The sequence below is a fragment of the Streptomyces sp. WAC07094 genome (assembly GCF_036320405.1).
GTDB lineage: Bacteria > Actinomycetota > Actinomycetes > Streptomycetales > Streptomycetaceae > Streptomyces > Streptomyces lannensis.
Genome location: NZ_JAVMJZ010000001.1, coordinates 3,976,288 through 4,000,425, shown reverse-complemented (window position 1 = coordinate 4,000,425; position 24,138 = coordinate 3,976,288). Strand labels below are relative to the sequence as shown.

The 24,138-nt window shown below is 73.0% G+C and carries 22 protein-coding genes; 20 read left to right on the top strand and 2 right to left on the bottom strand.

From position 1 onward, the window contains the following. Nucleotides 1-44: 44 nt before the first annotated feature. The 19 genes from RCR19_RS17610 to RCR19_RS17520 all read left to right on the top strand — a co-directional run bounded on the left by RCR19_RS17610 (nucleotide 45) and on the right by RCR19_RS17520 (nucleotide 20,854). Nucleotides 45-365 (top strand): hypothetical protein, encoded by a 321-nt coding sequence (locus RCR19_RS17610; RefSeq protein ID WP_331269470.1) that lies wholly within the window; start codon nucleotides 45-47, stop codon nucleotides 363-365. Nucleotides 366-1,331: 966 nt separating this feature from the next. Then, nucleotides 1,332-1,871, top strand: coding sequence for a DUF2617 family protein (locus tag RCR19_RS17605; RefSeq protein ID WP_331266012.1), 540 nt, complete (start codon nucleotides 1,332-1,334; stop codon nucleotides 1,869-1,871). A 145-nt stretch (nucleotides 1,872-2,016) separates the two neighbouring features. Continuing rightward, a complete protein-coding gene (locus RCR19_RS17600; protein ID WP_331266011.1) occupies nucleotides 2,017-3,663 on the top strand; it encodes a polyamine aminopropyltransferase in 1,647 nt (548 codons plus the stop codon). A 77-nt stretch (nucleotides 3,664-3,740) separates the two neighbouring features. Beyond that, nucleotides 3,741-4,646 (top strand): SRPBCC family protein, encoded by a 906-nt coding sequence (locus RCR19_RS17595; protein ID WP_331266010.1) that lies wholly within the window; start codon nucleotides 3,741-3,743, stop codon nucleotides 4,644-4,646. 68 nt (nucleotides 4,647-4,714) lie between these two features. Further along, nucleotides 4,715-5,503, top strand: a complete 789-nt coding sequence (locus RCR19_RS17590; protein WP_331266009.1) for an aldose 1-epimerase — start codon at nucleotides 4,715-4,717, stop codon at nucleotides 5,501-5,503. Nucleotides 5,504-5,527: 24 nt separating this feature from the next. Beyond that, nucleotides 5,528-6,076 carry an orotate phosphoribosyltransferase gene (pyrE, locus tag RCR19_RS17585; RefSeq protein ID WP_059133531.1) on the top strand — a complete coding sequence of 183 codons (549 nt, stop codon included), beginning with the start codon at nucleotides 5,528-5,530 and terminating at the stop codon, nucleotides 6,074-6,076. Nucleotides 6,077-6,216: 140 nt separating this feature from the next. Next, entirely contained in the window at nucleotides 6,217-7,248 is a 1,032-nt protein-coding gene (gene fbaA / locus RCR19_RS17580) for a class II fructose-bisphosphate aldolase (protein ID WP_331266008.1), read from the top strand. A 125-nt stretch (nucleotides 7,249-7,373) separates the two neighbouring features. After that, nucleotides 7,374-8,903 carry an MFS transporter gene (locus RCR19_RS17575; RefSeq protein ID WP_331269469.1) on the top strand — a complete coding sequence of 510 codons (1,530 nt, stop codon included), beginning with the start codon at nucleotides 7,374-7,376 and terminating at the stop codon, nucleotides 8,901-8,903. A 138-nt stretch (nucleotides 8,904-9,041) separates the two neighbouring features. Beyond that, nucleotides 9,042-9,455 carry a DUF3151 domain-containing protein gene (locus tag RCR19_RS17570; RefSeq protein ID WP_059133534.1) on the top strand — a complete coding sequence of 138 codons (414 nt, stop codon included), beginning with the start codon at nucleotides 9,042-9,044 and terminating at the stop codon, nucleotides 9,453-9,455. A 146-nt stretch (nucleotides 9,456-9,601) separates the two neighbouring features. Then, nucleotides 9,602-10,450 carry a tryptophan 2,3-dioxygenase family protein gene (locus tag RCR19_RS17565; RefSeq protein ID WP_331266007.1) on the top strand — a complete coding sequence of 283 codons (849 nt, stop codon included), beginning with the start codon at nucleotides 9,602-9,604 and terminating at the stop codon, nucleotides 10,448-10,450. Next, on the top strand, nucleotides 10,443-11,627 hold the full coding sequence (gene kynU / locus RCR19_RS17560; protein ID WP_331266006.1) for a kynureninase: 1,185 nt from the start codon (nucleotides 10,443-10,445) through the stop codon (nucleotides 11,625-11,627). Before RCR19_RS17565 ends, kynU begins: the two co-directional genes overlap by 8 nt. Before the next feature lie 299 nt (nucleotides 11,628-11,926). Beyond that, nucleotides 11,927-12,841 carry an alpha/beta hydrolase gene (locus tag RCR19_RS17555; protein ID WP_059133537.1) on the top strand — a complete coding sequence of 305 codons (915 nt, stop codon included), beginning with the start codon at nucleotides 11,927-11,929 and terminating at the stop codon, nucleotides 12,839-12,841. A 195-nt stretch (nucleotides 12,842-13,036) separates the two neighbouring features. Next, nucleotides 13,037-14,119 (top strand): alpha/beta hydrolase, encoded by a 1,083-nt coding sequence (locus RCR19_RS17550; protein ID WP_331266005.1) that lies wholly within the window; start codon nucleotides 13,037-13,039, stop codon nucleotides 14,117-14,119. Further along, nucleotides 14,112-15,326 carry an acyltransferase gene (locus tag RCR19_RS17545; protein WP_331266004.1) on the top strand — a complete coding sequence of 405 codons (1,215 nt, stop codon included), beginning with the start codon at nucleotides 14,112-14,114 and terminating at the stop codon, nucleotides 15,324-15,326. Before RCR19_RS17550 ends, RCR19_RS17545 begins: the two co-directional genes overlap by 8 nt. Before the next feature lie 118 nt (nucleotides 15,327-15,444). Then, nucleotides 15,445-16,791: a sensor histidine kinase gene (locus RCR19_RS17540; protein WP_331269468.1), complete on the top strand. Its 1,347-nt coding sequence runs from the start codon at nucleotides 15,445-15,447 to the stop codon at nucleotides 16,789-16,791. Beyond that, a complete protein-coding gene (locus RCR19_RS17535; protein WP_331266003.1) occupies nucleotides 16,788-17,462 on the top strand; it encodes a response regulator transcription factor in 675 nt (224 codons plus the stop codon). The genes RCR19_RS17540 and RCR19_RS17535 overlap by 4 nt, the downstream gene beginning before the upstream one ends. Nucleotides 17,463-17,552: 90 nt before the next feature. Further along, on the top strand, nucleotides 17,553-18,893 hold the full coding sequence (locus tag RCR19_RS17530; protein WP_331266002.1) for a histidine kinase: 1,341 nt from the start codon (nucleotides 17,553-17,555) through the stop codon (nucleotides 18,891-18,893). Continuing rightward, on the top strand, nucleotides 18,890-19,561 hold the full coding sequence (locus tag RCR19_RS17525) for a response regulator transcription factor (protein WP_331266001.1): 672 nt from the start codon (nucleotides 18,890-18,892) through the stop codon (nucleotides 19,559-19,561). The genes RCR19_RS17530 and RCR19_RS17525 overlap by 4 nt, the downstream gene beginning before the upstream one ends. 72 nt (nucleotides 19,562-19,633) lie before the next feature. Next, nucleotides 19,634-20,854 carry a cytochrome P450 gene (locus RCR19_RS17520; protein ID WP_331266000.1) on the top strand — a complete coding sequence of 407 codons (1,221 nt, stop codon included), beginning with the start codon at nucleotides 19,634-19,636 and terminating at the stop codon, nucleotides 20,852-20,854. A gap of 143 nt (nucleotides 20,855-20,997) precedes the next feature. Here RCR19_RS17520 and RCR19_RS17515 read toward each other — a convergent pair whose 3' ends face one another. After that, nucleotides 20,998-22,608 carry an ABC transporter permease gene (locus tag RCR19_RS17515; protein WP_331265999.1) on the bottom strand — a complete coding sequence of 537 codons (1,611 nt, stop codon included), beginning with the start codon at nucleotides 22,606-22,608 and terminating at the stop codon, nucleotides 20,998-21,000. After that, nucleotides 22,605-23,510 carry an ABC transporter ATP-binding protein gene (locus RCR19_RS17510; RefSeq protein WP_331265998.1) on the bottom strand — a complete coding sequence of 302 codons (906 nt, stop codon included), beginning with the start codon at nucleotides 23,508-23,510 and terminating at the stop codon, nucleotides 22,605-22,607. The genes RCR19_RS17515 and RCR19_RS17510 overlap by 4 nt, the downstream gene beginning before the upstream one ends. Nucleotides 23,511-23,613: 103 nt before the next feature. Between RCR19_RS17510 and RCR19_RS17505 the strand changes: the two genes are divergently transcribed. Further along, nucleotides 23,614-24,129, top strand: coding sequence for a MarR family transcriptional regulator (locus RCR19_RS17505; RefSeq protein WP_331265997.1), 516 nt, complete (start codon nucleotides 23,614-23,616; stop codon nucleotides 24,127-24,129). The last annotated feature ends 9 nt before the right edge of the window (nucleotides 24,130-24,138 follow it).

Genomic DNA, 24,138 nt, shown 5'->3' with positions numbered 1-24,138 from the left:
GCATGTCACTCCGTGCTCGTATGCGTCAGGCACTCCCCGAAGCGATGCGCGCCCGCGACAAGGCCGCGGTGAGCGCCCTGCGCGCGACGCTCGCCGCGCTGGACAACGCGGAGGCGGTGCCCGTCGGCGAAGCCGACCTGCGCGGCCTGGCCCTGGAGCAGTCGCCGGTCGGTGCCGGCGCCACCGAGGCGGTGCGACGCGAGCTGGGCGAGGGCGGCGTGGCGGAGATCGTGCGCGCCGAGGCCGCCGAACGGCTCGACGTCGCGGAGCAGTTGACCGCCCCGGCGCACGCCGACCGGGCCACGCGGCTGCGTGCGGAGGCCGCTGTGCTGCTGCGCCTCCTGGACGGGCCCGACGCGTCGTAGCACCCGGCGGAGGACCACGGCCCAGCGTCGGCCACGGCGCGACCCACAAGGCCGACGAACTGTGCATCCATGCAGGTCAGGGGCTTTTTCCGGGTCGTGACCCTCAGAACTTCCTCAACTCTGCTTTGGCGGGGGGAGCGTGGGGGCATCCCCCGTGCACCCGGGAACACGGAGGGGCCCACGGGGGGCCGGTCCCGGGGAGGAAAGGGGGACGACGCCATGCTTTTCGGCATCATCCTGGCGATCATCTGTGTCGGTATCGTCGTACGCCTCGTCATGGGCGGGCGCAGGCGCGGCAAGCGCCGCGGGCTGCGGGCAGGAACCGGTGGGAGCGCCGGCAGCTGGTGGGCTGCGGGGAGCGACGGCGGTTCGTCGTCGGGCGGCCATCACTCGGGCGGCCATCACTCGTGCGGTGGTGGTCACTCCTCCTGCGGCGGCCACTCCTCGTGCGGCGGCGGTGGCGGGTGCGGCGGTGGCGGGGGCGGGTGCGGCGGCGGAGGCAGCTGACACGGTCGGCCGGGCTCGGCAGGGGGACGCGTGTCCGCCTTGACGACCGCGGTCCGCAAGTGTCCCGACGGGCGTGCGGCAGTACACCCGAGTGAGGGGCGCGAGGGCGCACGTCATCGGCGCATTGCGTCGAGCGTGCGCTCGCGGCCCCGCCGCCGGAACCCGTCCGACCTGCGCATCGACGCTCCCGGCGTAGGTGCTGGTTGAACAGTTGAGCTGCGGGGCCCCCGGTGGGATGGAAACCCTACGAACTTGGGTAAAAACGCTGTGGCGCCGCAGCAGTTCATGATTCGCTCTCAACCACCGACGCAGCCCTCGGACGCCCGTCCTGCAGGCGTTTCGCCCGGCCCGGCCGACCCGGACGGCGTGCCCGACCGGCTGTGCTGAACCGGCCGGACCCCGGTGCCGACCCGGAAGTGCCGGGACCACTCCCATTTTGTGTGCTAGCGGAGCCGATCCATGCTCACGACCCTGAACACCTCCTACACCGACACACGCGCGGCCGACCTCGCCTGGACCCTGGGCCGTGAGCCGTTGCCCGCACTGGCCACCCTCGATCTGGAACTCGCCGGGGCGCGGCTTCAGTTGAGACTGCTCGGCGCGTCCCACCAGGTGCTCCTGGAGGAGGAGCGGGGCACCTGTTCGGAGACGGTGGCGTGCATCGCGGGCTCCAGCGCCCCGCTGCCGCTCGGTGTCGCCAAGCGCGTGGGTGACTGGGAGTACGAGTTCGCGGCCCGTGTCGAGGTCCTGTCGCCGGGCTCCTTCGCGGGGCGGGCCCAGGAGTTGCTGGCCCTGGTGTCCGATCACCCCCACGGCCTGGCCGGGGTCTTTCCCGGCAGCCCGCACGCCTTCACGGCGATGCTGGCCCAGCACCACGAGGGCCAGGTCCACTGGCGCACCTGGCACGCGTATCCGCAGGACGGACAGTTGGTGGCGACGCGGACGCGGGTGGGGGCGAAGGTGCCGGCGGCACGGGAGGCGATGAGCGGGCGGGTGTGAGGACGGTGCCGTACGGTACGCGGCGAAGGTCAGGGGAGGCGGCGCCCATGTGCGGGACGCCGTGCCTCGCGGGCGTTCCCGGAGCGGCCAGTTCCACACGTGTGGGTGACAGGGCCCAGCGCGACCGTGACGTAGCGTTCCGACCGTGATCGAACCGCACGCGCCAGCGCCGCCCGGCGCGCCACGCTCCTGGAGCGGCGAGGGCGGCCAGAGCCGGACGGCACTTCCCGTGCGTCCGGGCACGGGCCGGTTCCTCGTCCTCTCCGGGGTGTTCGTGTGCGCGGCCTGCGGTCTCGTGTACGAACTCGAACTCGTCGCCCTGGCCTCGTACTTGATCGGTGACTCGGTCACCCAGACCTCCGTCGTGCTGTCGGTGATGGTCTTCGCGATGGGCATCGGCTCGCTCGCCGCGAAGCGGCTCCGCTGTCGCGCCGCCGCCGGATTCGGCGCGGTGGAGGCGGCACTCGCCCTGGTCGGCGGTTGCAGCGCGATGGCGCTGTATGCGGTCTTCGCCTGGACCGGGGGCTGGGGCGGAGTGTGGTCGGGGGGCCCGCGCTGTCTGCTGGTGGCCTTCTCCCTCGCGATCGGCCTGCTCATCGGCGCCGAGGTCCCGCTGTTGATGGAGCTCATCCAGCGCATCCGCCGCCAGGACGCGGGCGGCGCGGTCGCCGACCTGTTCGCGGCGGACTACGTGGGCGCGCTCGTGGGCGGGCTCGCCTTCCCCTTCCTGCTGCTCCCGCAACTCGGCCAGCTGACCGGCACCCTGCTCACCGGCGCGATCAACGCGGTGGCGGGCGGTGCCCTCGTCCTCGGGCTGTTCCGGCGGGACCTCTCCCGCCGCGGCCGGCTGCTGCTCGTGGTCGCCAACGTCGCGGTGCTGGGCGTGCTGGCCGCCGCGGCCCTCCTGGTCGACGACTTCGAACGGGCCGCGCGTCAGGCGGTGTACGGGGGCGACGTCCGGGTCGCGGTGCACACCGGTGCCCAGGAGCTGGTGCTCACCGGCGGGACCCACGGCCGTCCGCTCGCGCTGTTCCTCGACGGCCGGCTGCGGGTGAGCGGCCGCGACGAGCGCCTCTACCACGAGGCGCTCGTGCGTCCCGCGATGAGTGACGGCCCGCACGCGCGTGTGCTCGTCCTCGGCGGCGGCGACGGCCTCGCGGCACGCGAGGTGCTGCGACACCCGGGCGTCGAGCGGGTCGACGTGGTCGACCCCGACCCGGCGGTGGTGCGGCTCGCCCGCCGCGACCCGGCGCTGTCCGCGCTGAACGGCCATGCCTTCGGCGACCCGCGGGTGCATGTGTGCACGGCGGACGCGTTCCGCCGGCTCAGGGACACCCGGCGCAGCTACGACGTGGTGATCGCCGACCTTCCCGACCCCCGCGTCACGGCGAGCACGAAGCTGTACTCGCAGGAGTTCTACGGTCTGGCCCGCCGGGTCCTGGCGCGGGGCGGCCGGCTGGTGGTGCACGCGGGCCCGGTGACCTCGCGCCCCCGGGTCTTCTGGACCGTCGAGGCGACGATCCGGGCGGCCGGTCTGAGGACCGCCCCGTACCGCGTCGGCGAGCGCGCCCCCGCGCCCTGGGCGGGACCGCACCGCCCGGCGGGCGCGCCACGCGACTGGGGCTTCGTGCTCGCCGCCCGCACCCGTCCCGCCCTGACCCTGGACCGGGACGCCCCCCGCCCGGACACGCTGACCCCGGAGGTGCTGCGGGCGGACGCCCGGGCGGCGGCGCGCACCCGGGTGCCGGGACTGCCGCCGTCGACGCTGGTGCGGCCGAGATACGCGAACTGAGCCGCCCGGCCTGCCGGAGCCGAGAATCCCGTGATGCACGGGTGCGGTTCGGGCGCTGCTGGGTAGGCTCGGCTGGTATGGAGCATGAGGCGTTCGTTCCGGTACCCGCCGAGCAGCTGGGGGAGGCGCTGGCCGATCCCGTCCGGGTCGCCCGCGCGATCCCGGGGCTCCAGCAGGACGTGGAGGCGGAGCCCGTCTCCGGCAGGCTGAAGGTGCGCGTCGCCGGCCACACGATCACCTATCGCGGCGTGCTGCGGGTCGCCGCGCGGCCCGACGGCTCGTACGCGGCGCACGGCGAGGCGACGGAGGTCCGCGGTACCGGCGCGGTGAAGCTGTCCCTGTCCGTACGCCTGCTCCCGGCCGACGGCGGTACGACCGTCGTCTTCACGGGAACGGCCACGGGCGACGGCCGGATCGCGGAACTGCCCGCGGACGCGGTGGCGTCGGCGGGGGCCCGGCTGCTCGGACGGTTCGCGGAAGGCCTCGGGGCGGGCGGCACGGGCGGGGCCGCGGCGTCCGGGGAAGCCGCCGGTGACCGGACCTCCGGGGAGCCGTCAGGACAGGCACCGACCGAGGAAGCGGAGGCCGCGGCCGGGCAGGTGCCGGACGGGCCCCCGGAGAAGATCTCCGGGAAGTCGTCCGCGGACGCTCCCGCGACGCCCTCGATCCACGACACCGAAGTCCCGCCGCCGTCCCTCGACCCCCTCGCCGACGAGGACGGGTTCGACGGCGAGGAGGAGCCCGAGGACGACTTCGACGGCGAGGGAGAGCCGCCGCCCGCCGAGGCGGCACACGCCCGGCGCACGATGATCGGCCGCAGCGCCGAGGAGGTCGACCACGCGCCCCCGCGCGGCCGCTACGCCCCCGTACCCGTCCCCGAGTCCGTGGCGGCCGGTGCGACGTTGCGCTGGGCGGCCCCGGCGGCGGCTCTGCTCCTGGCCTCCGCGATCGTGGCGGGCCGCCTGCTGCGGCGCCGTCGCTGATCCCGCCGGCTCCACCGCACAGCGGCGTCCCGGCACGCCCTCTTGATCGGCCAAGTAGGGTCGGCTCCGTGAGTAACGACGAGATCACGTTGACCGCGGGAGACGCGGAGGTCGTGCTGGCGCCGGCGAACGGCGGGCGCGTGCGGAGTCTGCGCGTCGGCGGCACGGAGCTGCTGCGGCAGGGCGAACGGTTCGGGTGCTTCCCCATGGTCCCCTGGTGCGGCCGCATCAGGGACGGCCGGTTCCGCGACGGGGGCACGGTCCACCAGATGCCCCTCAACTCCCCGCCGCATGCCATCCACGGCACGGCGCGGGACGGCGCGTGGCGGGTGGCCCGCGCGGACCGCGCCGAGGCGGTGCTCACCTACGACCTGGTCGAGCCCTGGCCCTACGTCGGTCGCGTCACCCATCTCGCCACGCTCACCGAGGACTCCCTGACGCTCACCATGTCCGTGGAGACCTACGAGTCCTCGTTCCCGGCCCAGATCGGCTGGCACCCCTGGTTCAACCGCACCCTCGACGGTGTGGACGCGCGCATCGACTTCAGCCCTGCCTGGCAGGAGGAGCGCGGGGACGACCACCTGCCCACGGGGAACCGCATCGACCCCCGGCCCGGCCCCTGGGACGACTGCTTCGGGATGCCCGGCGGCGTCGACGTCGCGGTGCTCTGGCCGGACCGGCTGGAGCTGCGGGTGACCAGCCGGGAGGAGTGGGTGGTGGTCTACGACGAGCAGCAGGAGGCCGTGTGCGTGGAGCCGCAGACGGGTCCGCCCAACGGCCTCAACACCCTTCCCCGCCTGGTCACGCCCATCGAGCCGCTGGAGGCGTCGACGACGTGGAGCTGGCGCCGTCCGTGAGCACCCCCCTTTAAGCTGACTCGTATGAGTGACGTACGCGGCGACCTGCTGCAGCAGATCAAGGACAAGGCCGTGGTGCACGGCAAGGTGACCCTGTCGTCCGGCCTGGAGGGCGACTACTACGTCGACCTGCGCCGCATCACCCTCGACGGCGAGGCCGCGCCGCTGGTCGGTCAGGTGCTGCTGGACCTGACCGCCGACCTGGACTTCGACGCCGTCGGCGGTCTGACCATGGGCGCGGACCCGGTCGCGGCCGCCATGCTGCACGCCGCCGCCGCGCGCGGGAAGAAGCTGGACGCCTTCGTCGTCCGCAAGGCGGCGAAGGCGCACGGTCTGCAGCGGCGCGTGGAGGGTCCGGAGATCAGGGGCCGCCGGGTCCTGGTCGTCGAGGACACCTCCACCACGGGCGGTTCTCCGCTCACCGCGGTGGAGGCGGTGCGCGAGGCCGGGGCCGAGGTCGTGGCGGTCGCGACGATCGTCGACCGGGCCACGGGCGCGGCCGAGAAGATCGAGGACGGCGCCGGGGTCCCCTACCGTTTCGCGTACTCGAAGGACGAGCTGGGACTGGACTGACCCGCACGGTCATCCGAAGGCTGGACGGGGTGTCCGAAGCATCCGGTCAAGTCTGGAAAGATGGGGCCGACGATGACGTCGCACCCTAGGTCAGGGCCGTACGTACGCAGAACGCACCCGCACATACAAGGAGCGGACAGATGCCCATCGCAACCCCCGAGGTCTACAACGAGATGCTCGACCGGGCGAAGGCAGGCAAGTTCGCCTACCCGGCCATCAACGTGACCTCGTCCCAGACCCTGCACGCTGCCCTGCGCGGCTTCGCGGAGGCCGAGAGCGACGGCATCGTCCAGATCTCGACGGGCGGCGCCGAGTTCCTGGGCGGGCAGTACGACAAGGACATGGTCACCGGTTCCGCGGCCCTGGCCGAGTTCGCGCACATCGTCGCGAAGAAGTACCCGGTCAACATCGCGCTGCACACGGACCACTGCCCGAAGGACAAGCTCGACGGGTACGTGCGCCCGCTGCTCGCGATCTCCGAGGAGCGTGTGGCCCGCGGCGAGAACCCGCTGTTCCAGTCCCACATGTGGGACGGTTCGGCGGAGACCCTCTCCGACAACCTGAAGATCGCGCAGGAGCTGCTGGAGCGCACCCGCGCCGCCAGGATCATCCTCGAGGTGGAGATCACCCCCACCGGCGGTGAGGAGGACGGCGTCTCCCACGAGATCAACGACTCCCTCTACACCACGGTCGACGACGCGATCCGTACGGCCGAGGCGCTGGGCCTGGGCGACAAGGGCCGTTACCTGCTGGCCGCCTCGTTCGGCAATGTGCACGGCGTGTACAAGCCGGGCAACGTCGTCCTGCGCCCCGACCTGCTCAAGAACCTGAGCGAGGGTGTGGCCGCCAAGTTCGGCCTGCCGGCCGACAGCAAGCCGTTCAACTTCGTCTTCCACGGCGGCTCCGGCTCCACCGAGGAGGAGATCCTGACGGCGCTGGAGAACGGCGTGGTCAAGATGAACATCGACACCGACACCCAGTACGCCTTCACGCGTCCGGTCGCCGACCACATGTTCAGGAACTACGACGGCGTCCTGAAGGTCGACGGCGAGGTCGGCTCCAAGAAGACCTACGACCCGCGGACCTGGGGCAAGCTGGCGGAGGCGTCGATGTCCAAGCGCGTCTTCGAGGCCTGCGGCCACCTCCGGTCCACCGGTACGCGCATGAAGTGACACGGGTCGGCGGGGTGCCGTACAGCGGCGGCACCCCGCCACCACCGGCCGCCCGGGCCGTTCGGTACAGCACCGGCACGGCCCCGGTCTGGCCCGGCGCCGACGGACGCGGGATGATCCCCTACATGGCCGTCACCGCACAGCAGGGGCCCGTCGTCAGGATCGGCACCGCGCAGGGGAAGTGGATCCTCCTCACGACCGTGCTCGGCTCCAGCATGGCCCTGCTGGATTCCACCGTCGTCAACGTCGCCCTTCCCCGCATCGGCAAGGACCTCGATGCGAGCCTCGCCGCCCTGCAGTGGACCGTCAACGCCTACCTGATCACGCTCGCCGGCCTGATCCTTCTCGGCGGCTCCCTCGGCGACCACTACGGCCGCCGCAAGGTCTTCGTCATCGGCGTGGTCTGGTTCGCGGCCGCCTCCCTGCTCTGCGGACTGGCCCCCACCTCGGGCTTCCTCATCGCCGCCCGCGCCTTGCAGGGCATCGGCGGTGCCCTCCTGACGCCCGGTTCACTCGCGCTCATCCAGGCGTCGTTCCACCCGGACGACCGCTCACGGGCGGTCGGTCTGTGGTCCGGCTTCGGCGGCATCGGCGCCGCGATCGGCCCGTTCCTCGGCGGCTGGCTGGTGGACGGCCCGGGCTGGCGCTGGGTCTTCTTCCTCAACGTCCCGCTGGCCCTGCTCTGCGCGCCCGTCGCCGTCCGGCACGTACCGGAATCGGTCGGGAGCTCGGCCCGGGAGGTGAGCGGGGCAGAGCGTTCGCGCCGACGCTTCGACGCCCTCGGGGCCGCGCTCGGTGCCGTGTCCCTCGCGCTGGTCACCTACGCCCTCATCGAGGCCGGCAGCGGTTCCCCGGTCGTGGTCGTCATGGCGGTCGCGGGCCTGGCCGCGGGCGTCGCCTTCGTGTACGTGGAGAAGCGCCACCAGGACCCGATGATGCCGCTCGACATCTTCGGCTCCCGCCAGTTCAGCTCGGTCAACCTGGTGACCCTCTGCGTCTACGCGGCCTTCGGCGGTTTCTTCTTCCTCACCGCGCTCCAGCTCCAGGTGGTGGCGGGCTACTCGCCGCTGCGGGCCGGCACGGCCCTGCTGCCCACGACCGTGCTGATGCTCCTCTTCTCGTCCCGCTCGGGCGCCCTGGCCGAGCGCATCGGACCGCGCATCCCGCTCACCGTAGGACCTCTGCTGTGCGCGGTCGGCATGCTGATGATGCTGCGCGTCGGCAATGACGCCTCCTACCTCGCCGACGTCCTGCCTGCCGTGCTGGTCATGGGAGCGGGGATGGTCACCCTGGTCGCCCCGCTGACCTCGACCGTGCTCGCCTCGGTGGACACCGACCGGGCGGGCCTGGCCAGTGGCATCAACAACGCGGCGGCTCGCGCGGCCGGGCTGATCGCAGTGGCGGCGCTGCCGGTGCTCACCGGCATGGGCCCGGAGGCGTACCGCTCGCCGGACGCCTTCGACGCGGCCTTCGACCGGGCAATGCCCCTGTGCGCAGCGGTACTGGCGGTCGGTGCGGTGCTCGCCTTCGCGACCGTCCGGAGTCCGGCTCCGGACTGCCGTCGGCCCCAGTGCCGTACGTACAGCTGTGTGGCCGCGCCGCCGCTGGAGCCGCCGCGCGGGACCGCGGTCGCCAAGCCCGATCCGGCCACCTGACCGGCTTCTCGCCGGTGCGGACACCCGGCGTCCGCCGGGCAGCGGGACCGGTCGGCCCGGCCGCCTCCGGAACCGATCCTTCCGGGGGGAGCCCGTGCGACCGGCGGTGATCGAGGGCGATGCCTCACACTGGATCTCATGACCCTTCACGAGAATCTGCTCGGGGGCCCGCCCCCGACCCACCTCCCGGACGACCCGGGGCCGCGTGAGCTCCTCGCGAGCGGCACGGCGTCCGCCGACGTCGCCGCCAAGTACCCCGCCTCCTCGCTCGCCTGGGCGCAGCTGGCCGACGAGGCGTTCGAGCGGGGCTCGGTCGTCGAGTCGTACGCCTACGCGCGTACCGGCTACCACCGGGGTCTGGACGCCCTGCGCCGCAACGGCTGGAAGGGCCACGGACCCGTCCCCTGGGAGCACGAGCCGAACCGGGGCTTCCTGCGCGCCCTGCACGCCCTCGCGCGCGCCGCACAGGGGATCGGCGAGCAGGAGGAGTACGAACGCTGCTCGCAGTTCCTGAAGGACTCCTCCCCGACTGCGGCCCAGACGCTCGGCTAGCCCCCGGGAGTGGCGGGGCCCGCCTGTGACCGGGCGGGCCTTGCGAGGACCTCGTGTTTTACGCAGGATGCCGGTGGGGACCGGGGCCCCCGTGCCGGCATCGGCAGGGGCGGACCGCTACCCGAAGCACACATCAGGAGACAGCGATGTCCCAACAGGCTCATCAGTCGCACGAGACTCAGGAGCCCGAGACCCCGCATCTCGACTTCCAGGGCACGACGCCGTACGAGGACTACGTCAAGGCGGATGTGCTCACCCACCTCCAGCACACCCTCTCCGACGACCCCGGTGAGATGGTCTTCCTGGTCACGACCCAGGTGATGGAGCTGTGGTTCACCGTGATCGTCCACGAGTGGGAGACCGCCGCCCGGGCCCTGCGTGAGGACCGGGTGCCGGTGGCGATCGACGCGCTGAAGAGGTCCGTACGGGAACTGGACGCGCTGAACGCGTCCTGGCGCCCCCTCGCCCAGCTGACACCCGCCCAGTTCAACTCCTACCGCTCCGCCCTCGGTGAGGGCTCCGGTTTCCAGTCGGCGATGTACCGGCGCATGGAGTTCCTGCTCGGCGAGAAGTCCGCCTCCATGCTGGTGCCGCACCGCGGTGCGCCACGGGTCCATGCCGAGCTGGAGAAGGCGCTGCACGAGCCGAGCCTGTACGACGAGGTGCTCCGGCTGCTCGCGCGCCGCGGACACGCGGTCCCGGACGCGGTGCTGCGGCGTGACGTGTCCCGTCGCCACGAGCCCTCGGCCGAGGTCGAGGCGGTGTGGACCGCCGTCTACTCCGGGGATCCGATGGACGAGCTCGCACGGCTGGGCGAGACGCTGACCGATGTGGCCGAGCTGGTCTGGCGCTGGCGCAACGACCACCTGGTGGCCACCCGCCGCGCGATGGGTGCCAAGTCCGGCACGGGCGGTTCGGCCGGCGTGGCCTGGCTGGAGAAGCGGACGCAGAAGAACGTGTTCCCCGAACTGTGGACGGCGCGGTCGTATGTCTGAACCCATCCTGAGAGCGCAGAAGCTGGACGCGGCCGACGAACTGGCCGGACTGCGGGCGAAGTTCGTGCTCGACGAGGTCGTCTACCTGGACGGGAACTCGCTGGGCGCGCTGCCGGCCGCCGTACCGGCCCGGATGGAGGACGTCGTCCGCAGGCAGTGGGGATCGCTGCGGATCCGGTCCTGGGACGAGAGCGGCTGGTGGACGGCGCCGGAGCGGATCGGCGACCGGATCGCGCCGCTGGTCGGGGCGGCGCCCGGGCAGATCGTGGTGGGGGACTCCACCAGCGTCAACGTCTTCAAGGCACTCGTGGCGGCCGTGCGGCTGGCCGGTGAGGGCCGGGACGAGATCGTCGTCGACGCGACGACGTTCCCGACGGACGGCTACATCGCCGAGTCGGCCGCCCGGATGACGGGCTGCACACTGCGACCGGCGACGCCTGCGGAGGTGCCCGACGTCGTCACGGGCCGTACGGCGGCGGTGCTGCTGAACCATGTCGACTACCGCACGGGACGACTGCACGAACTGCCGGGGCTGACCGCGGCCGTGCACGAGGCGGGTGCCGTGGTGGTCTGGGACCTGTGCCACAGCGCGGGCGCACTGCCGGTGGGCCTGGACGAGCACGGTGTCGATCTGGCGGTCGGCTGCACCTACAAGTACCTCAACGGAGGTCCCGGCTCTCCCGCCTTCCTGTACGTACGGCGCGAACTGCAGGACCGCTTCGACTCCCCGCTGCCGGGCTGGAACTCGCACACCGAACCCTTCGGGATGCGCCCGGCCTACGAACCGGCGGCGGGCGCGGTGCGCGGTCGCGTCGGCACCCCGGACATCCTGTCCATGCTCGCCCTGGAGGCGGCGCTGGAGGTGTGGGACGGCGTCCCGATCGACGCCGTGCGCGCCAAGTCCCTCGCACTCACCGACTTCTTCCTGGAGTGCGTGGCGGCCTATCTCCCCGAAGGCGCCGTCGAGTCCCTGACGCCCGTCGCGCACGCCGAGCGGGGCAGCCAGGTGGCGCTGCACTGCCCCGGCGCCGGTGACGTGATGAAGCGGTTGATCGAGAACGGCGTGGTCGGCGACTTCCGGCCGCCGGACGTGCTGCGTTTCGGTTTCACGCCGCTGTACGTGGGCTTCGCCGACGTGGAGCGGGCGGCCCGGATCCTGGCGGGCACGCTGTCCTGACGGACCGGTCCCCTCCCGGCCCGCGAGGGTACGGGAGGGGACCCGGCGGCGGTGGGCACCACGCTGCGACACCGCCGCCCGGCCGTCGTTGTGCAGCTCGGGCGGCGGTGCCGGCCGGCGGGCGTGTCACCGCGCGAGCAGGTGCGAGGTGGCCGTGGGAGACGGCAGAACCCCTTGCCCTTCACCGAGCGTGACATCCCCGTGGGGACCCCCCTCGCCCGCCTGATACCGTCCCCGCCAACGGCCGATTTCCTTCCGGCCCGCGTACGTATTCCGTTTCGCCGCTGAGAGGTTGGAGCATGTCGGACGACGCCGCCCGGGACGCCGCGGCCCGTGACGCCGCCGAGGAGGCCTCCGCCTTCTCGCATCCGCCGGTCGAGCCCGACTCCACCGCCGCGTACGGCGACCACCCCGACCAGGTGATCGACTTCTACGCCCCGCGGGAGCCCGCCGACTCCGCGGAGAAGGCCCAGGTCCCCCTGGTCGTCGTCCTGCACGGGGGAGCATGGCGCTCGCCCTACGACCGCAGGCACCTCACTCCGTTCGCGGACTATCTGGCCCGCCGGGGTTTCGCCGTCGCCAACGTCGAGTACCGCCGGGGAGCGCTCATCCCGGCCCAGGCCGACGGTGCGGACGGCGGCACGGGACCGGTGTCGGGCCGCTGGCCCGACACGTTCGACGACGTCGCCGCCGCGTTCGACGCGCTCCCGGCGCTCGTCCACGATGTACTGCCCCAGGCCGATCCGCGCCGCACGGTGATCACCGGCCACTCGGCGGGCGGTCATCTCGCGCTGTGGGCGGCGGCCCGCCATGTCCTCCCGCCCGACTCCCCGTGGCGCACGGACCGTCCGGCCCCGCTGCGCGGTGTCGTCGCGCTCGCGCCGATCGCCGACTTCCACATCGCCCGGAAACTGGAGGTGTGCGGCGGGGCGGTGTCCCAACTCATGGGCGGGGACGACATGTTCGCGGAGCGTCAGCCGTACGCCGATCCGGCTCTGCTGCTGCCCACCGGCATCGCCACGACCCTTGTCCAGGGGCGCACGGACATCGTGGTCCCGCAGGCGGTCGCCGAGGCCTACGCGGAGGCTGCGGCCAAGGCGGGCGAGGTCGTGGGCCTCACCCTGCTCGAGGACGTCGGACACTTCCCCCTGATCGACCCGGCGGCGGACGCGTGCGCCGTGGTGGCCGAGGAGATCGCGCAGTTGGCCTGGTGACCGGCCAACCCCCTTGAGTGCAGGGCGAGTCGAGGAGGACGTTCGCGCCCTCCCCGCGCCGTCCCGGTCATACCCGTCATACCTGAGAGCTACCTCCCAGGTGAGTTCCACGGTGTGACGCCGGCGACGTGCCACGCTTCGTAACGTCCCCTCCAGGACGGCCCGATGAGCGGGCTGGCGGGAGGGAGGGACGCCATGTGCCTGCGGGGGTGGAGCCCGGCCGCCGTCATCGGCGCGGCCGGGTGGGTGCGGAACGGCGGCCGGGCCGAGGTCCCCGGCGGCGCGGACCCTCGCGGGAGCGAGGAGGGCGATCGGACCGGGGAAGCGGAACGGCGCCGGTCGCGCCGCGGACGCCTGCGCCGTACGCTGCTGGCCGCCCTGGTGACGGGGGCGGTGGTGGTCCCCCTCTCGGCCGCCGTGCGGCCCCGGATCCCGGCGCCCGCGCCGGCGGCGCTCGCCCCGCTCTCGGTGGCCACCCTCAACGCGACGTACCGGGCCAACCGCGCCGACGCCGCCGAGGCGTCCCGCACGGCCGCGGCGCACGGTGACCGCGGGCGCGCCGCGAAGGACCGCGCCCTGGCCTCCCCCGCCCGTGACCTCCTGGCCTTCGACGGCCGGGGCACGGGCCGGGCGACGGAGGTCTTCGGCGACCTGGCCACGGCGCGGCGGATAGCCGTCCTGGTCCCGGGTTCGGACACCACGCTGGACACCTACGACCGCCTCCGCTCGGGCGCACAGAACCTGCATCGCGCGGTGGACGGCAGCACCGCGGTCATCGCCTGGCTCGGATACGACACGCCCCGCATGCTCAGCACCGGCGCCCTGACCACGACCGGGGCCGAGCGTGCGGCGCCGCTCCTCGAGCGGTTCGTGGGCGAACTGCGCGGCGCGCTGGGGCCCGCACCCCGTATCTCCCTGCTCTGCCACTCCTACGGCACGGCGGTGTGCGCCCGCGCCGCCTGGGCCGACGTGCAGGACGTCGTCCTCCTCGGCAGCCCCGGCACGGGCCTGGACTCCGTCGCCGATCTGCACACCCGCGCCCGTGTGTGGGCCGCACGCGGCACCGGCGACTGGATCGCGGACCTGCCCCACCTGCGTGCCGATCTGTTCGGCACCACCGTCGGCTTCGGCACGGACCCGGTGTCCCCGGCCTTCGGCGCCCGTGTGTTCGCCGCGGGCGACGGCGGCCACAGCGACTACTTCGCACCGGCCTCGGTCTGTCTGGCCGGCCTCGCCCGGATCGTCCTGGGCAGGACGCCGGAGGTGCCCCGTGCGTGACCGGAGCACCCGCGTGCCGGTCCGCGACGCCCTGCGCATCGCGGCGCACCGCATCGATGCGGCCACCCCCGCCGGACGGGACCGCGCGGTCGACGCCCTGCGGGCCCTCGCGATCCTCGGCGTCGTCCTGGGCCACTGGCTGGTGACCGCCCTGGTGGCCGACGGCGGCGCCCTGCGCACGGCCAGTCCGCTGCAGTTCATGCCCCGGCTCGCCCCGATCTCCTGGGTCTTCCAGACACTCGCCGTGTTCTTCCTGGTGGGCGGTCGTACGGCGACCGGGAGCCTCGCCTCGGCCCGGGCACGCGGGATCACCTACGGCCGTTGGCTGCGCTCCCGAGTGGCCCGGCTCTTCGGGCCCGTCGCGGCCGTCGTGGTGCTGTGGACGGTGGCGGCGTGCTGTCTGCTTCTCGGCGGCGCGGACGCCGGCACGGTGCACACCCTCGTGAAGCTGGCCCTGTCGCCGCTGTGGTTCCTGCTCGTCTTCGTGGTCCTCACGGCGGCGACCCCGCTGCTGACCCGTCTCAACCCGCTGTGGCCGCTGGCCGTCGTTCTCCATGTGGACCTCATCCGTTTCGGGCTCGGCGGCCCGTCCTGGCTCGGCTGGACGAATCTGGCCGCGGGCTGGCTCGTGCCGTACACCCTGGGCGCGGCCTGGACGCGCGGTGAGCTGGAGGGCCGACGAGCCGGCTGGGTGCTGCTCGCCGGTGGCGCCGCGGCGACGGCGGGACTGGTGGTGTGGGCGGGTTACCCGGCGTCGATGGTGGGCGTCCCGGGCGCCGCGGTCTCCAACCTCGACCCGCCGACCCTGGCCGCTGTCACCTTCGGTCTCGCGCAGTGCGGACTGGCGCTGGTGCTGCGCGAACCGCTGCGCCGCGCCCTGCGCCGCCCCCTGGCCTGGGCGGCCGTGGCCGTGGTGAACCTCTCCGCGATGACGATCTTCCTCTGGCACCAGACGGCCCTGATGGCGACCACGGCGACGGGTCTCCTCGCAGGGCGGCTGCCGGGGCTGCACACCGTCCCGGACGGGCCCTCCTGGGTCGCGGCCCGGCTGGTGTGGCTCCCGGTGTTCGCCCTCGCCCTCGCCGTGTGCCGGTCCGCCTTCCGGATCCACGAACAGGGGCCGCGCCGGCCGCGGGGCCGCCGTTCCCGTGTGGTGGCCGTCCACCGGTCCGGGCGGGCGCGCGTCGAGGCGGCCGACCGTGCCTAGGGCGGATCCGGCGGACGACGGGCGGTACGCGGAAGGCGGCGACCGGCCGCCGGGAGCGCGCCCCCCGGCCGCCGCGCCGCCGTCCCTCTCCGGCGCCGCCGGTTCGGGCACCTCGTGGGTGCGCGGGCGCCTGCGTGGGCTGCTCGGCCTTCTCCGGGACGACCTGTGGACGTTCTCCTCGGACCCGCTGCCGCCGCTGTCGCGGCCGCGGCTGCTCCGCCGGGCGCCGCATGTCCTGTTCTGCGCGATCGCGCTCGTCCTGTCGGCGGGCGCCGTGGGCGAGTTGCACAGCTCGTATGCCCTGATTCTCCCGCTCGCCGTGCTGATCGGCGGCGCGCAGGGCGGGGCCGTCGCGCTCGCCCTGTGGCGTCCGCTGCCCGCCTGGTGGCTGTCGCTGGCGGCGCTCGTGACGGCCGCCCAGGCGAGCCGGGTCGCCCCGGGCGGTGTCGAGCACCCGTCGCCGGACCCCCCGCCGTGGCCCTGGACCGGTTCGGGTGTCGTGGCGTGCACGCTCGTGCTGTTCCTGCTGGCCCTGCGGGTCCCCACCCGGGTGAGCGCCGGAGCGCTGGCACTGACCGCGTTCGGCACGTACCTGCTGCAAGGCGTCGAAGGTGCCTCCTCGTACTCGCCGACCGGCGTGCCCGCGATGGTCGTCCTCACTGTCGTCGTCCTCATCGGCACGGCGCTGCGCGGCCGCCGGGTGGCCCGCAGCCAACTCGTCGAACTCGCCGGTGTCACCGCCGAGGAACGCGCCCGGCGCACGGTCCTGGAGGAGCGCAGCCGCATCGCCCGTGAACTGCACGACGTGGTCGCCCACCACATGTCGGTCATCTCCATCCAGGCCCAGGTCGCCCCGCATCTCGTGGAGAACCCCTCCGAGGAGCTGAGGGAGAACCTGGACGGCATCCGCAAGAACGCCCTGGAGGCACTGACCGAACTGCGCCGCGTCCTCGGTGTCCTGCGGTCGGAGAACCCCGCGGACCCCTACGGCATCGGCAGCGGCACCGGTCCCGCCCCCGACGCCCCGCAGCCCACCCTCGACCGGCTCGACGCCCTGGTGGAGAACACCCGCACGGCCGGCCTCGAGGTGCGGACGGAGATCACCGGCGAGGTGCGCCGGCTGTCGCCCGGCGTGGAGCTGTCCGCGTACCGGATCGTGCAGGAGGCGCTCAGCAACGCGCTGCGGCACGCTCCCGGATCCACCGTGCGCGTCCAACTCGCCCATTTCCCGAGGGGGCTGCACATCCGGGTCGCCAACTCCGCTCCCACCCGCACCGCGCCGCCGTCCCCGGGGGCCGGCCACGGGCTGCTCGGCATGCGGGAACGCGCCATGATGCTCGGCGGCACGCTCGTCACCTCCGCGACTCCGGACGGCGGTTACGTCGTGGCGTGCTTCCTGCCCGGCACCGAGGACCTTGCGCCCGACGACCCCACCACCGGCACGACAGGAGAAGAGGACCGATGACCAGCAGTACCGTCCGTGTACTGATAGCCGACGACCAGATGATGGTGCGGCAGGGCTTCACGGTGCTGCTCAACGCCCGGCCCGGCATCGAGGTCGTGGGCCAGGCCGTGGACGGCGAGGAGGCCGTCGCCATGGTCGCCGAACTCGCCCCGGACGTGGTGCTGATGGACATCCGCATGCCCGGTCTCGGCGGCATCGAGGCGACGCGCCGCATCACCGCGGACGCCCCGCATCCGAGGGTCCTGGTGCTCACCACCTTCGACCTGGACGAGTACGTCTACGACGCCCTGCGCGCCGGGGCGTCGGGCTTCCTGCTGAAGGACGCCTCGGCCGACCAGCTCGCGGAGGCGGTGCGGGTGGTGGCCGCGGGTGACGCACTGCTCGCGCCGGGGATAACCCGCCGTCTGATCGCCGAGTTCTCGCGGCTCACCGATGCTCCTCGGGCTCCGCTCAAGCAGCGCGTCGGCGATCTGACCGAGCGGGAGACGGAGGTCCTCGCCCTCATCGCCCAGGGACTGTCGAACGCGGAGATCGCCGGCAGCCTGGTCGTCGCCGAGCAGACCGTGAAGACCCATGTCGGCCGGATCCTGGTGAAGCTGGGGCTGCGGGACCGGACGCAGGCGGCGGTGTTCGCCTACGAGTCGGGGCTGGTCCGGCCGTCGGGACGATGACCCGGGCCACCCGTAGTACTTGAGGAGGACCCTCGAGGACCCCCCTCACTGGTGACGACCGCGCCCCCGTCCCCGGCCTACCTTTTCACCGTGACCGAGACGACCCAGACGCACGAGACGCCGGACGGCGCGCACAGCCCTCACACGCCGCGCAGCCCGGAGTACCGGGCGGCCGTGAACGCCCTGCACGGCCTGCGGCAGGACCTGTTCCACGACGCCTTCGCCTACCGCCCGCTGCCCCGGCCGACCGTCGACGGGCCCCTGACAAGGCGGCTGTCCGGGCGTATGAGGCAGTACGCGGCCTGGACACCGCGGGCCGCGGTGGCGGCGGCCGGGCTGCTGGCGATGCTCGTCGCCTGGACGGGCGACGACGGCCCGGCGGCCCTGGTGGCCGGTCTGCTGGCCCTGGCCCCGGTGCTGCTGACCCTGGCCCGTCCGGTCGGTGCGTTCTGGCTGTCCCTCCTTGCGACCTCCGTCTCGGGGGTGGTGGCCGGCGGCTCGGGGGACTGGCCCTGGACGCCCGGGAGCTTCGTCTCGCATCTGACGGTGCTCACCGTGGTGGCGGTGCGGACCCGGCCGCGCACGGCGGCCTGGATGTGGCTGCTCACCGCGACCTACGCCTCCTTCGCCGAGGGGGTCTTCGGCTATCACTTCGGCAACGACTCGGCGCCCATGCTGGTCCTGTCGGCCTTCGCGCTGCTGGCCGTCACCGTCTGGCACATCCGCCGGAACGCCGCGCAGGAGGTGACCGCCCAGCAGACGGAGACCGCGCACGAGCGCTCCCGCCGCACCCTGCTGGAGGAGCGCACCACGATCGCCCGTGAACTGCACGATGTGGTGGCCCACCACATGTCGGTGGTCGCCATCCAGGCCGAGGCGGCGCCCTACCGGGTGGACAACCCGCCGCCGGAGCTGGAGAAGGCCTTCGCCACCATCCGGGAGAACGCGGTGGCGGCCCTGACCGAGCTCCGCCGTGTCCTGGGTGTCGTACGGGCGGAGGACTACGAGGCCCCGGACGCCCCGCAGCCCACCCTCGCCGACCTGGACGCCCTGCTGGCGAACGTGCGCGAGGCGGGCCTGACCGTCGACAAGGTGGTCACGGGCGCGGTGCGGGAACTGCCGCAGGGCGTGGAGCTGTCGGCGTACCGGATCGTCCAGGAGGCGCTCAGCAACACCTTGCGGCACGCCCCGGGCGCTTCGGCCCGGGTGGAGATCGGCTATGTGCTCGGCGGTCTGGGCCTGCGCATAGTCAACGGGCCGCCACCGCAGGCCGATCCGGGGAGGTCCACGCACGGCGCGGGGCACGGGATCACGGGCATGCGCGAGCGCGTCTCGATGCTGAACGGCGAGATGACGGCGGGGGACGGCGACGACGGAGGGTACGAGGTGACGGTGTTCCTGCCGGTGGCCGCGGCGGAGGAGGCCGCGTGAGCGGCGCCGTACGGGTACTGATCGCCGACGACCAGATGATGGTGCGGGAGGGGTTCTCGGTGCTCCTCGGGGCGATGCCCGACATCGAGGTCGTCGGGGAGGCGGTCAACGGCAGGGAGGCGGTCGAACGGGTCCGCGAGCTGTCCCCGGACGTCGTGCTCATGGACATCCGCATGCCGGAGCTGAACGGGATCGAGGCGACCCGGGAGATCGTCGCCGCGGACGGGTCGGCGAAGGTGCTGGTACTGACTACGTTCGATCTCGACGAGTACGTCTACCAGGCGCTGCGGGCCGGCGCCTCCGGCTTCCTGCTCAAGGACGCCTCGGCACGGCAGCTGGCCGAGGGGGTGCGGGTGGTGGCGGCCGGCGAGGCGCTGCTGGCCCCGTCGGTGACGAAGCGGCTGATCACCGAGTTCTCCAAACTGTCCGAGGGACCGCGCCTCGCCCCCTCGGCCCAGGCCGCGTACGGGGACCTGACCGAGCGGGAGACGGAGGTGCTGGTGCTCATCGCGCAGGGTCTGTCGAACGCGGAGATCGCCGCGCGACTGGTCGTCGCCGAATCGACGATCAAGACCCACGTCAGCCGGATCCTGGTGAAGCTGGGGCTGCGGGACCGGACGCAGGCGGCGGTGTTCGCGTACGAGGCGAGACTGGTGACGCCGGGCTGAGGCGCCCCGCCCGGTCCGTCCTGCGTGGGACGCCTCTGGTCAGGGGAGGGGAGGCCGGGTTAGCGTCCGGGCATGGCAGCCCGTTCCGACCTCGCGTTCGATCCCTGGGACCCGGCGTTCCTCGCGGACCCCTACCCCGCCTACGCCGAACTGCGTGAGCGGGGCCGTGTGCACTACTACGAGCCCACCGACCAGTGGCTGGTCGCGCACCACGCGGATGTGTCGGCGCTGCTGCGCGACCGGCGGCTGGGCCGCACGTACCGGCACCGTTTCACGCACGAGGAATTCGGCCGGACCGCCCCGCCCCCCGAGCACGAGCCGTTCCACACGCTCAACGACCACGGCATGCTCGACCTGGAGCCGCCGGACCACACCCGCATCCGGCGCCTGGTGTCGAAGGCGTTCACACCGCGGACGGTGGAGCGGCTGGCGCCCTATGTGCGGGGGCTCGCGGGGGAGCTGGTGTCCCGGCTCGTGGCGCGCGGCGGCGGCGACCTGCTGAAGGACGTCGCCGAGCCGCTCCCGGTCGCGGTGATCGCCGAGATGCTCGGCATCCCCGAGGCGGACCGGGCCCGACTGCGGCCCTGGTCGGCGGACATCTGCGGGATGTACGAGCTGCATCCGTCCGGGGAGTCCGCGCAGCGGGCGGTACGGGCGTCGGTGGAGTTCTCCGCCTATCTGCGGGAGTTGATCGAGCAGCGCCGCAAGGAGCCCGGCGAGGACCTGATCTCGGGTCTGATCGCCGCGCACGACGAGGGCGACCGGCTCACCGAGCAGGAGATGATCTCGACCTGCGTGCTGCTGCTGAACGCCGGACACGAGGCGACGGTGAACTCCACGGTGAACGGCTGGTGGGCGCTGTTCCGCCACCCGGACCAGCTGGCGGCCCTCCGCGCCGACCACTCGCTCGTCCCGACCGCCGTGGAGGAGCTGATGCGCTACGACACCCCGCTCCAGCTCTTCGAGCGCTGGGTGCTGGACGAGATCGAGATCGACGGCACCGTCATTCCCCGGGGCGCCGAGATCGCGATGCTGTTCGGCTCGGCGAACCACGACCCCGCGGTGTTCGGCGCCCCGGAGCGACTGGACCTGACCCGTCGGGACAACCCGCACATCTCCTTCAGCGCGGGCATCCACTACTGCATCGGCGCGCCGCTGGCCCGCATCGAGCTGGCGGCGTCCATGACGGCCCTGCTGGAGACGGCGCCCACGCTGCGTCTGGCGGCGGAGCCGCGGCGCAAGCCGAACTTCGTGATCCGGGGGCTGGAAGGACTGGGCGTGGAGATCGGCTGATCTCCCCTTCGGACGACCTGCGTGTGAGCCGGGTCGGCGGTCCCGGGGCGCCCTTGCGCCGGGCCGCGCCGACCCGGACGGCGGACGAGGGTGATGCACCCGGAGAAGGCCGGCGGGAACGCCGGCCTTTCCCGTAGGCACCCTCAGGTCGACAGGTCGCGCCTGCGCAACCCCGTCAGCCCCGCGGCCACCAGCACGGCGGCCAGTGCGGTCAGCAGGAGCACCGGCGGCCAGTCCATCTCCCCGCCCGGCAGCTTCGGCAGATGACCGAAGGGCGAGATGTCCAGCACGGCCTGCGGAAGGTCCAGTGCCGGGCCCACCCAGCCGATCAGCAGCGCCGCACCCGCCACGCCCCACGCCGCCGCCGCACCCTGCGGGAGCACGCCGTAGAGCAGGACCGCCAGTCCGCCGATCACCCAGATCGCCGGGAGCTGGACCAGGCACGCGCCCAGGATCGGGCCGATCTCCTTGCCGTAGCCCACCGCGAAACCCAGCCCCGAGAGGATCATGATCAGTGCGGCGCCGCCGAAGGCGATCACCAGATGGCCGCCGGCCCACCGCAGCCGTCCCACCGCGTTCGCCAGCACCGGTTCGGCCCGGCCCGACGTCTCCTCGCCGTTCAGGCGCAGCACGGACGCCACGATGTAGAGCGCGGCGACCAGGCCCATGATGCCGACCATGGCGGCGAGGAACGTGTCCGTCAGCCCGGACTGCCCGCCCATCCGCTGGAAGATCTCGCGGGCCTTGTCGTTGTCGCCGACGAGGTCCGTCGCGCCGTCGGTCATACCGCCGTAGACGACCCCGGCGAGGAAGAAGCCCACGCTCCAGCCCAGCACACCGCCGCGCTGCAGCCGCCAGGCCAGGGCCCCCGCCGAGCCGAGGCGCCCGGTGGCGGGCCCCGGCCGGGTGGGCAGGAAGCTCATACCGATGTCACGCCGCCCGGCGAGCGTGTAGGCCAGCACACCCTGGACCAGCACCGCCGCCGCGAACAGCAGCAGCACCCACCAGCGCTCGCCGGCGTAGGGGCGCTCGTTCTCCAGCCAGCCGATGGGGGAGAGCCAGGTCAGCACCGACGAGCCGTCGCTCGATCCGGCGTCGCCCGCCGCCCGCAGCACGAAGGCGGCGCCCAGCACTGCACTGGTCAGACCGCGGGCCAGCCGTGCGCTCTCGGTCAGCTGTGCGGCGATCGCCGCCATGGTGGCGAAGACCATGCCGACTCCGGCGATCCCCAGCCCCAGCGCCAGCGCGCCCGTGGCGCCCTGCCCGGCGAGACCGCCCGTGATCACCAGCGCCAGGACGGCGTTCGCGACGGCGGCCGTGAGCAGGGCCGCCGTCAGCGGGGCACGTCGCCCCACCATCGCCGAGGAGATCAGTTCCTGCCGTCCGCTCTCCTCCTCGTCACGGGTGTGCCGTACGACGACGAGCAGGGACATCACCGCGGCGAGCAGCGCGGCGTAGACGCCGATGCGCCAGGCGGTGAGGGCACCGAGCGACTCGCCGAAGACCGGTCCGACCATCGCGCGCAGCGAGCTGTTGGTGGCCATCTGGTCGGCCAGGTCGGCGCGTTGGGCCGCCGTGCCGTACAGGCCCTTAAGCGTGCCCGGCATCGACAGCACCATCAGGGCGTTGATCGCGACCCAGAGCGGGATCATCGACCGGTCCCGGCGCAGGGCGAACCTCAACAGCGTTCCCGTTCCGGCGAGTTGCCGGGATCCTCCGGTCCGCACGGCGAAGGCCGGCGCGACGGCGGTCATCGGGCCCCTTCTTCCTGGAGTTCGTCCTGGTAGTGGCGCAGGAAGAGCTCCTCGAGCGTCGGTGGTGTCGACGTCAGCGACCGCACGCCCGACTCGCCGAGCGACCTCAGCACCGCGTCCAGCTTGTCCGTTTCCACCTGGAGCCTGACCCGGCGGCCCTGGATGTCGAGATCGTGGACGCCGGGCAGTCCGGCCAGTCCGTTGGGCGTCCCGGCGAGTTCGGCGGTGACGCTGGTGCGGGTCAGATGCCGCAGTTCGAAGAGTGAGCCGCTCTCGACCGTCCGGCCGTTGCGGATGATGCTCACCCGGTCGCAGAGCTCCTCCACCTCGCTGAGGATGTGCGAGGACAGCAGGATGGTCCGGCCGCGGCCGCGCTCCTCCTCGACGCACCGCTGGAAGACCTCCTCCATCAGCGGGTCGAGGCCGGAGGTCGGTTCGTCGAGGATCAGCAGGTCGACGTCCGAGGCGAACGCGGCGACAAGGGCGACCTTCTGCCGGTTGCCCTTGGAGTACGTCCGCCCCTTTTTGGTGGGATCCAGTTCGAAGCGCTCGATCAGCTCCGCCCTGCGCGCCTGGTCGAGGCCCCCGCGCAGACGGCCGTACAGGTCGATGACCTCGCCGCCCGAGAGGTTGCGCCACAGGGTGACGTCCCCGGGGACGTACGCGACCCGCCGGTGCAGCTCCACCGCGTCCGCCCATGGGTCGCGGCCGAGCACCTGGGCGGCTCCGGAGTCCGCGCGCAGCAGACCGAGCAGAACCCTGATGGTGGTGGACTTCCCCGCGCCGTTCGGGCCCAGGAAACCGTGGACCTCGCCGGCCTCGACCTCCAGGTCGAGGCCCGCGAGCGCGTGCGTCCTGCCGAACGACTTGTGCAGTCCGGAGACGGTGATGGCCTTGGTCATGCTTTGGAAGCTACGCTATCTTCAGAAATTTGTGAAGTTAAGGAAACGTATAAACCCCGGATAGACTGGCGAGGGGCCGACGAGCAGGGGAGATGATCGCGGGATGACGGAGCCGAACAGGGAGGGGCGCGACCCCGAGGTGGTCTCCAAGTTCGTGGAGGGCTTCGCGGCGCAACTCGTCGAGGCCGGTATGCAGCGGATGCCCGCCCGGGTCTTCACGGCGCTGCTGTCCTCCGACCCCGGTTCCCTGACCTCCGCCGAACTCGGTGAGCAGCTCCAGGTCAGCCCCGCCGCCGTCTCCGGCGCGGTGCGCTACCTCGCCCAGCAGCACATGGTCGCGCGGGAGCGCGAGCCGGGATCGCGGCGCGAGCGGTACCGCGTCAGCAGCAACCAGTGGTACGAGGCGCTGACCAACCGGGACGCGGTGCTCAAGCGCTGGGAACACGCCCTGCGTGAGGGTGTCGACAGCCTGGGCGCGCAGACCCCGGCCGGCCGGCGGCTGTCGGAGACGCTGGCCTTCTTCGAGTTCATCGACGGCGAGATCGCCAGGATGATGGAGCGCTGGCGTGTCCATCGGGACCAGCAGTACGGCGCGGACGGGGCGGGCCACGGGGGCTGACCGGGGAAC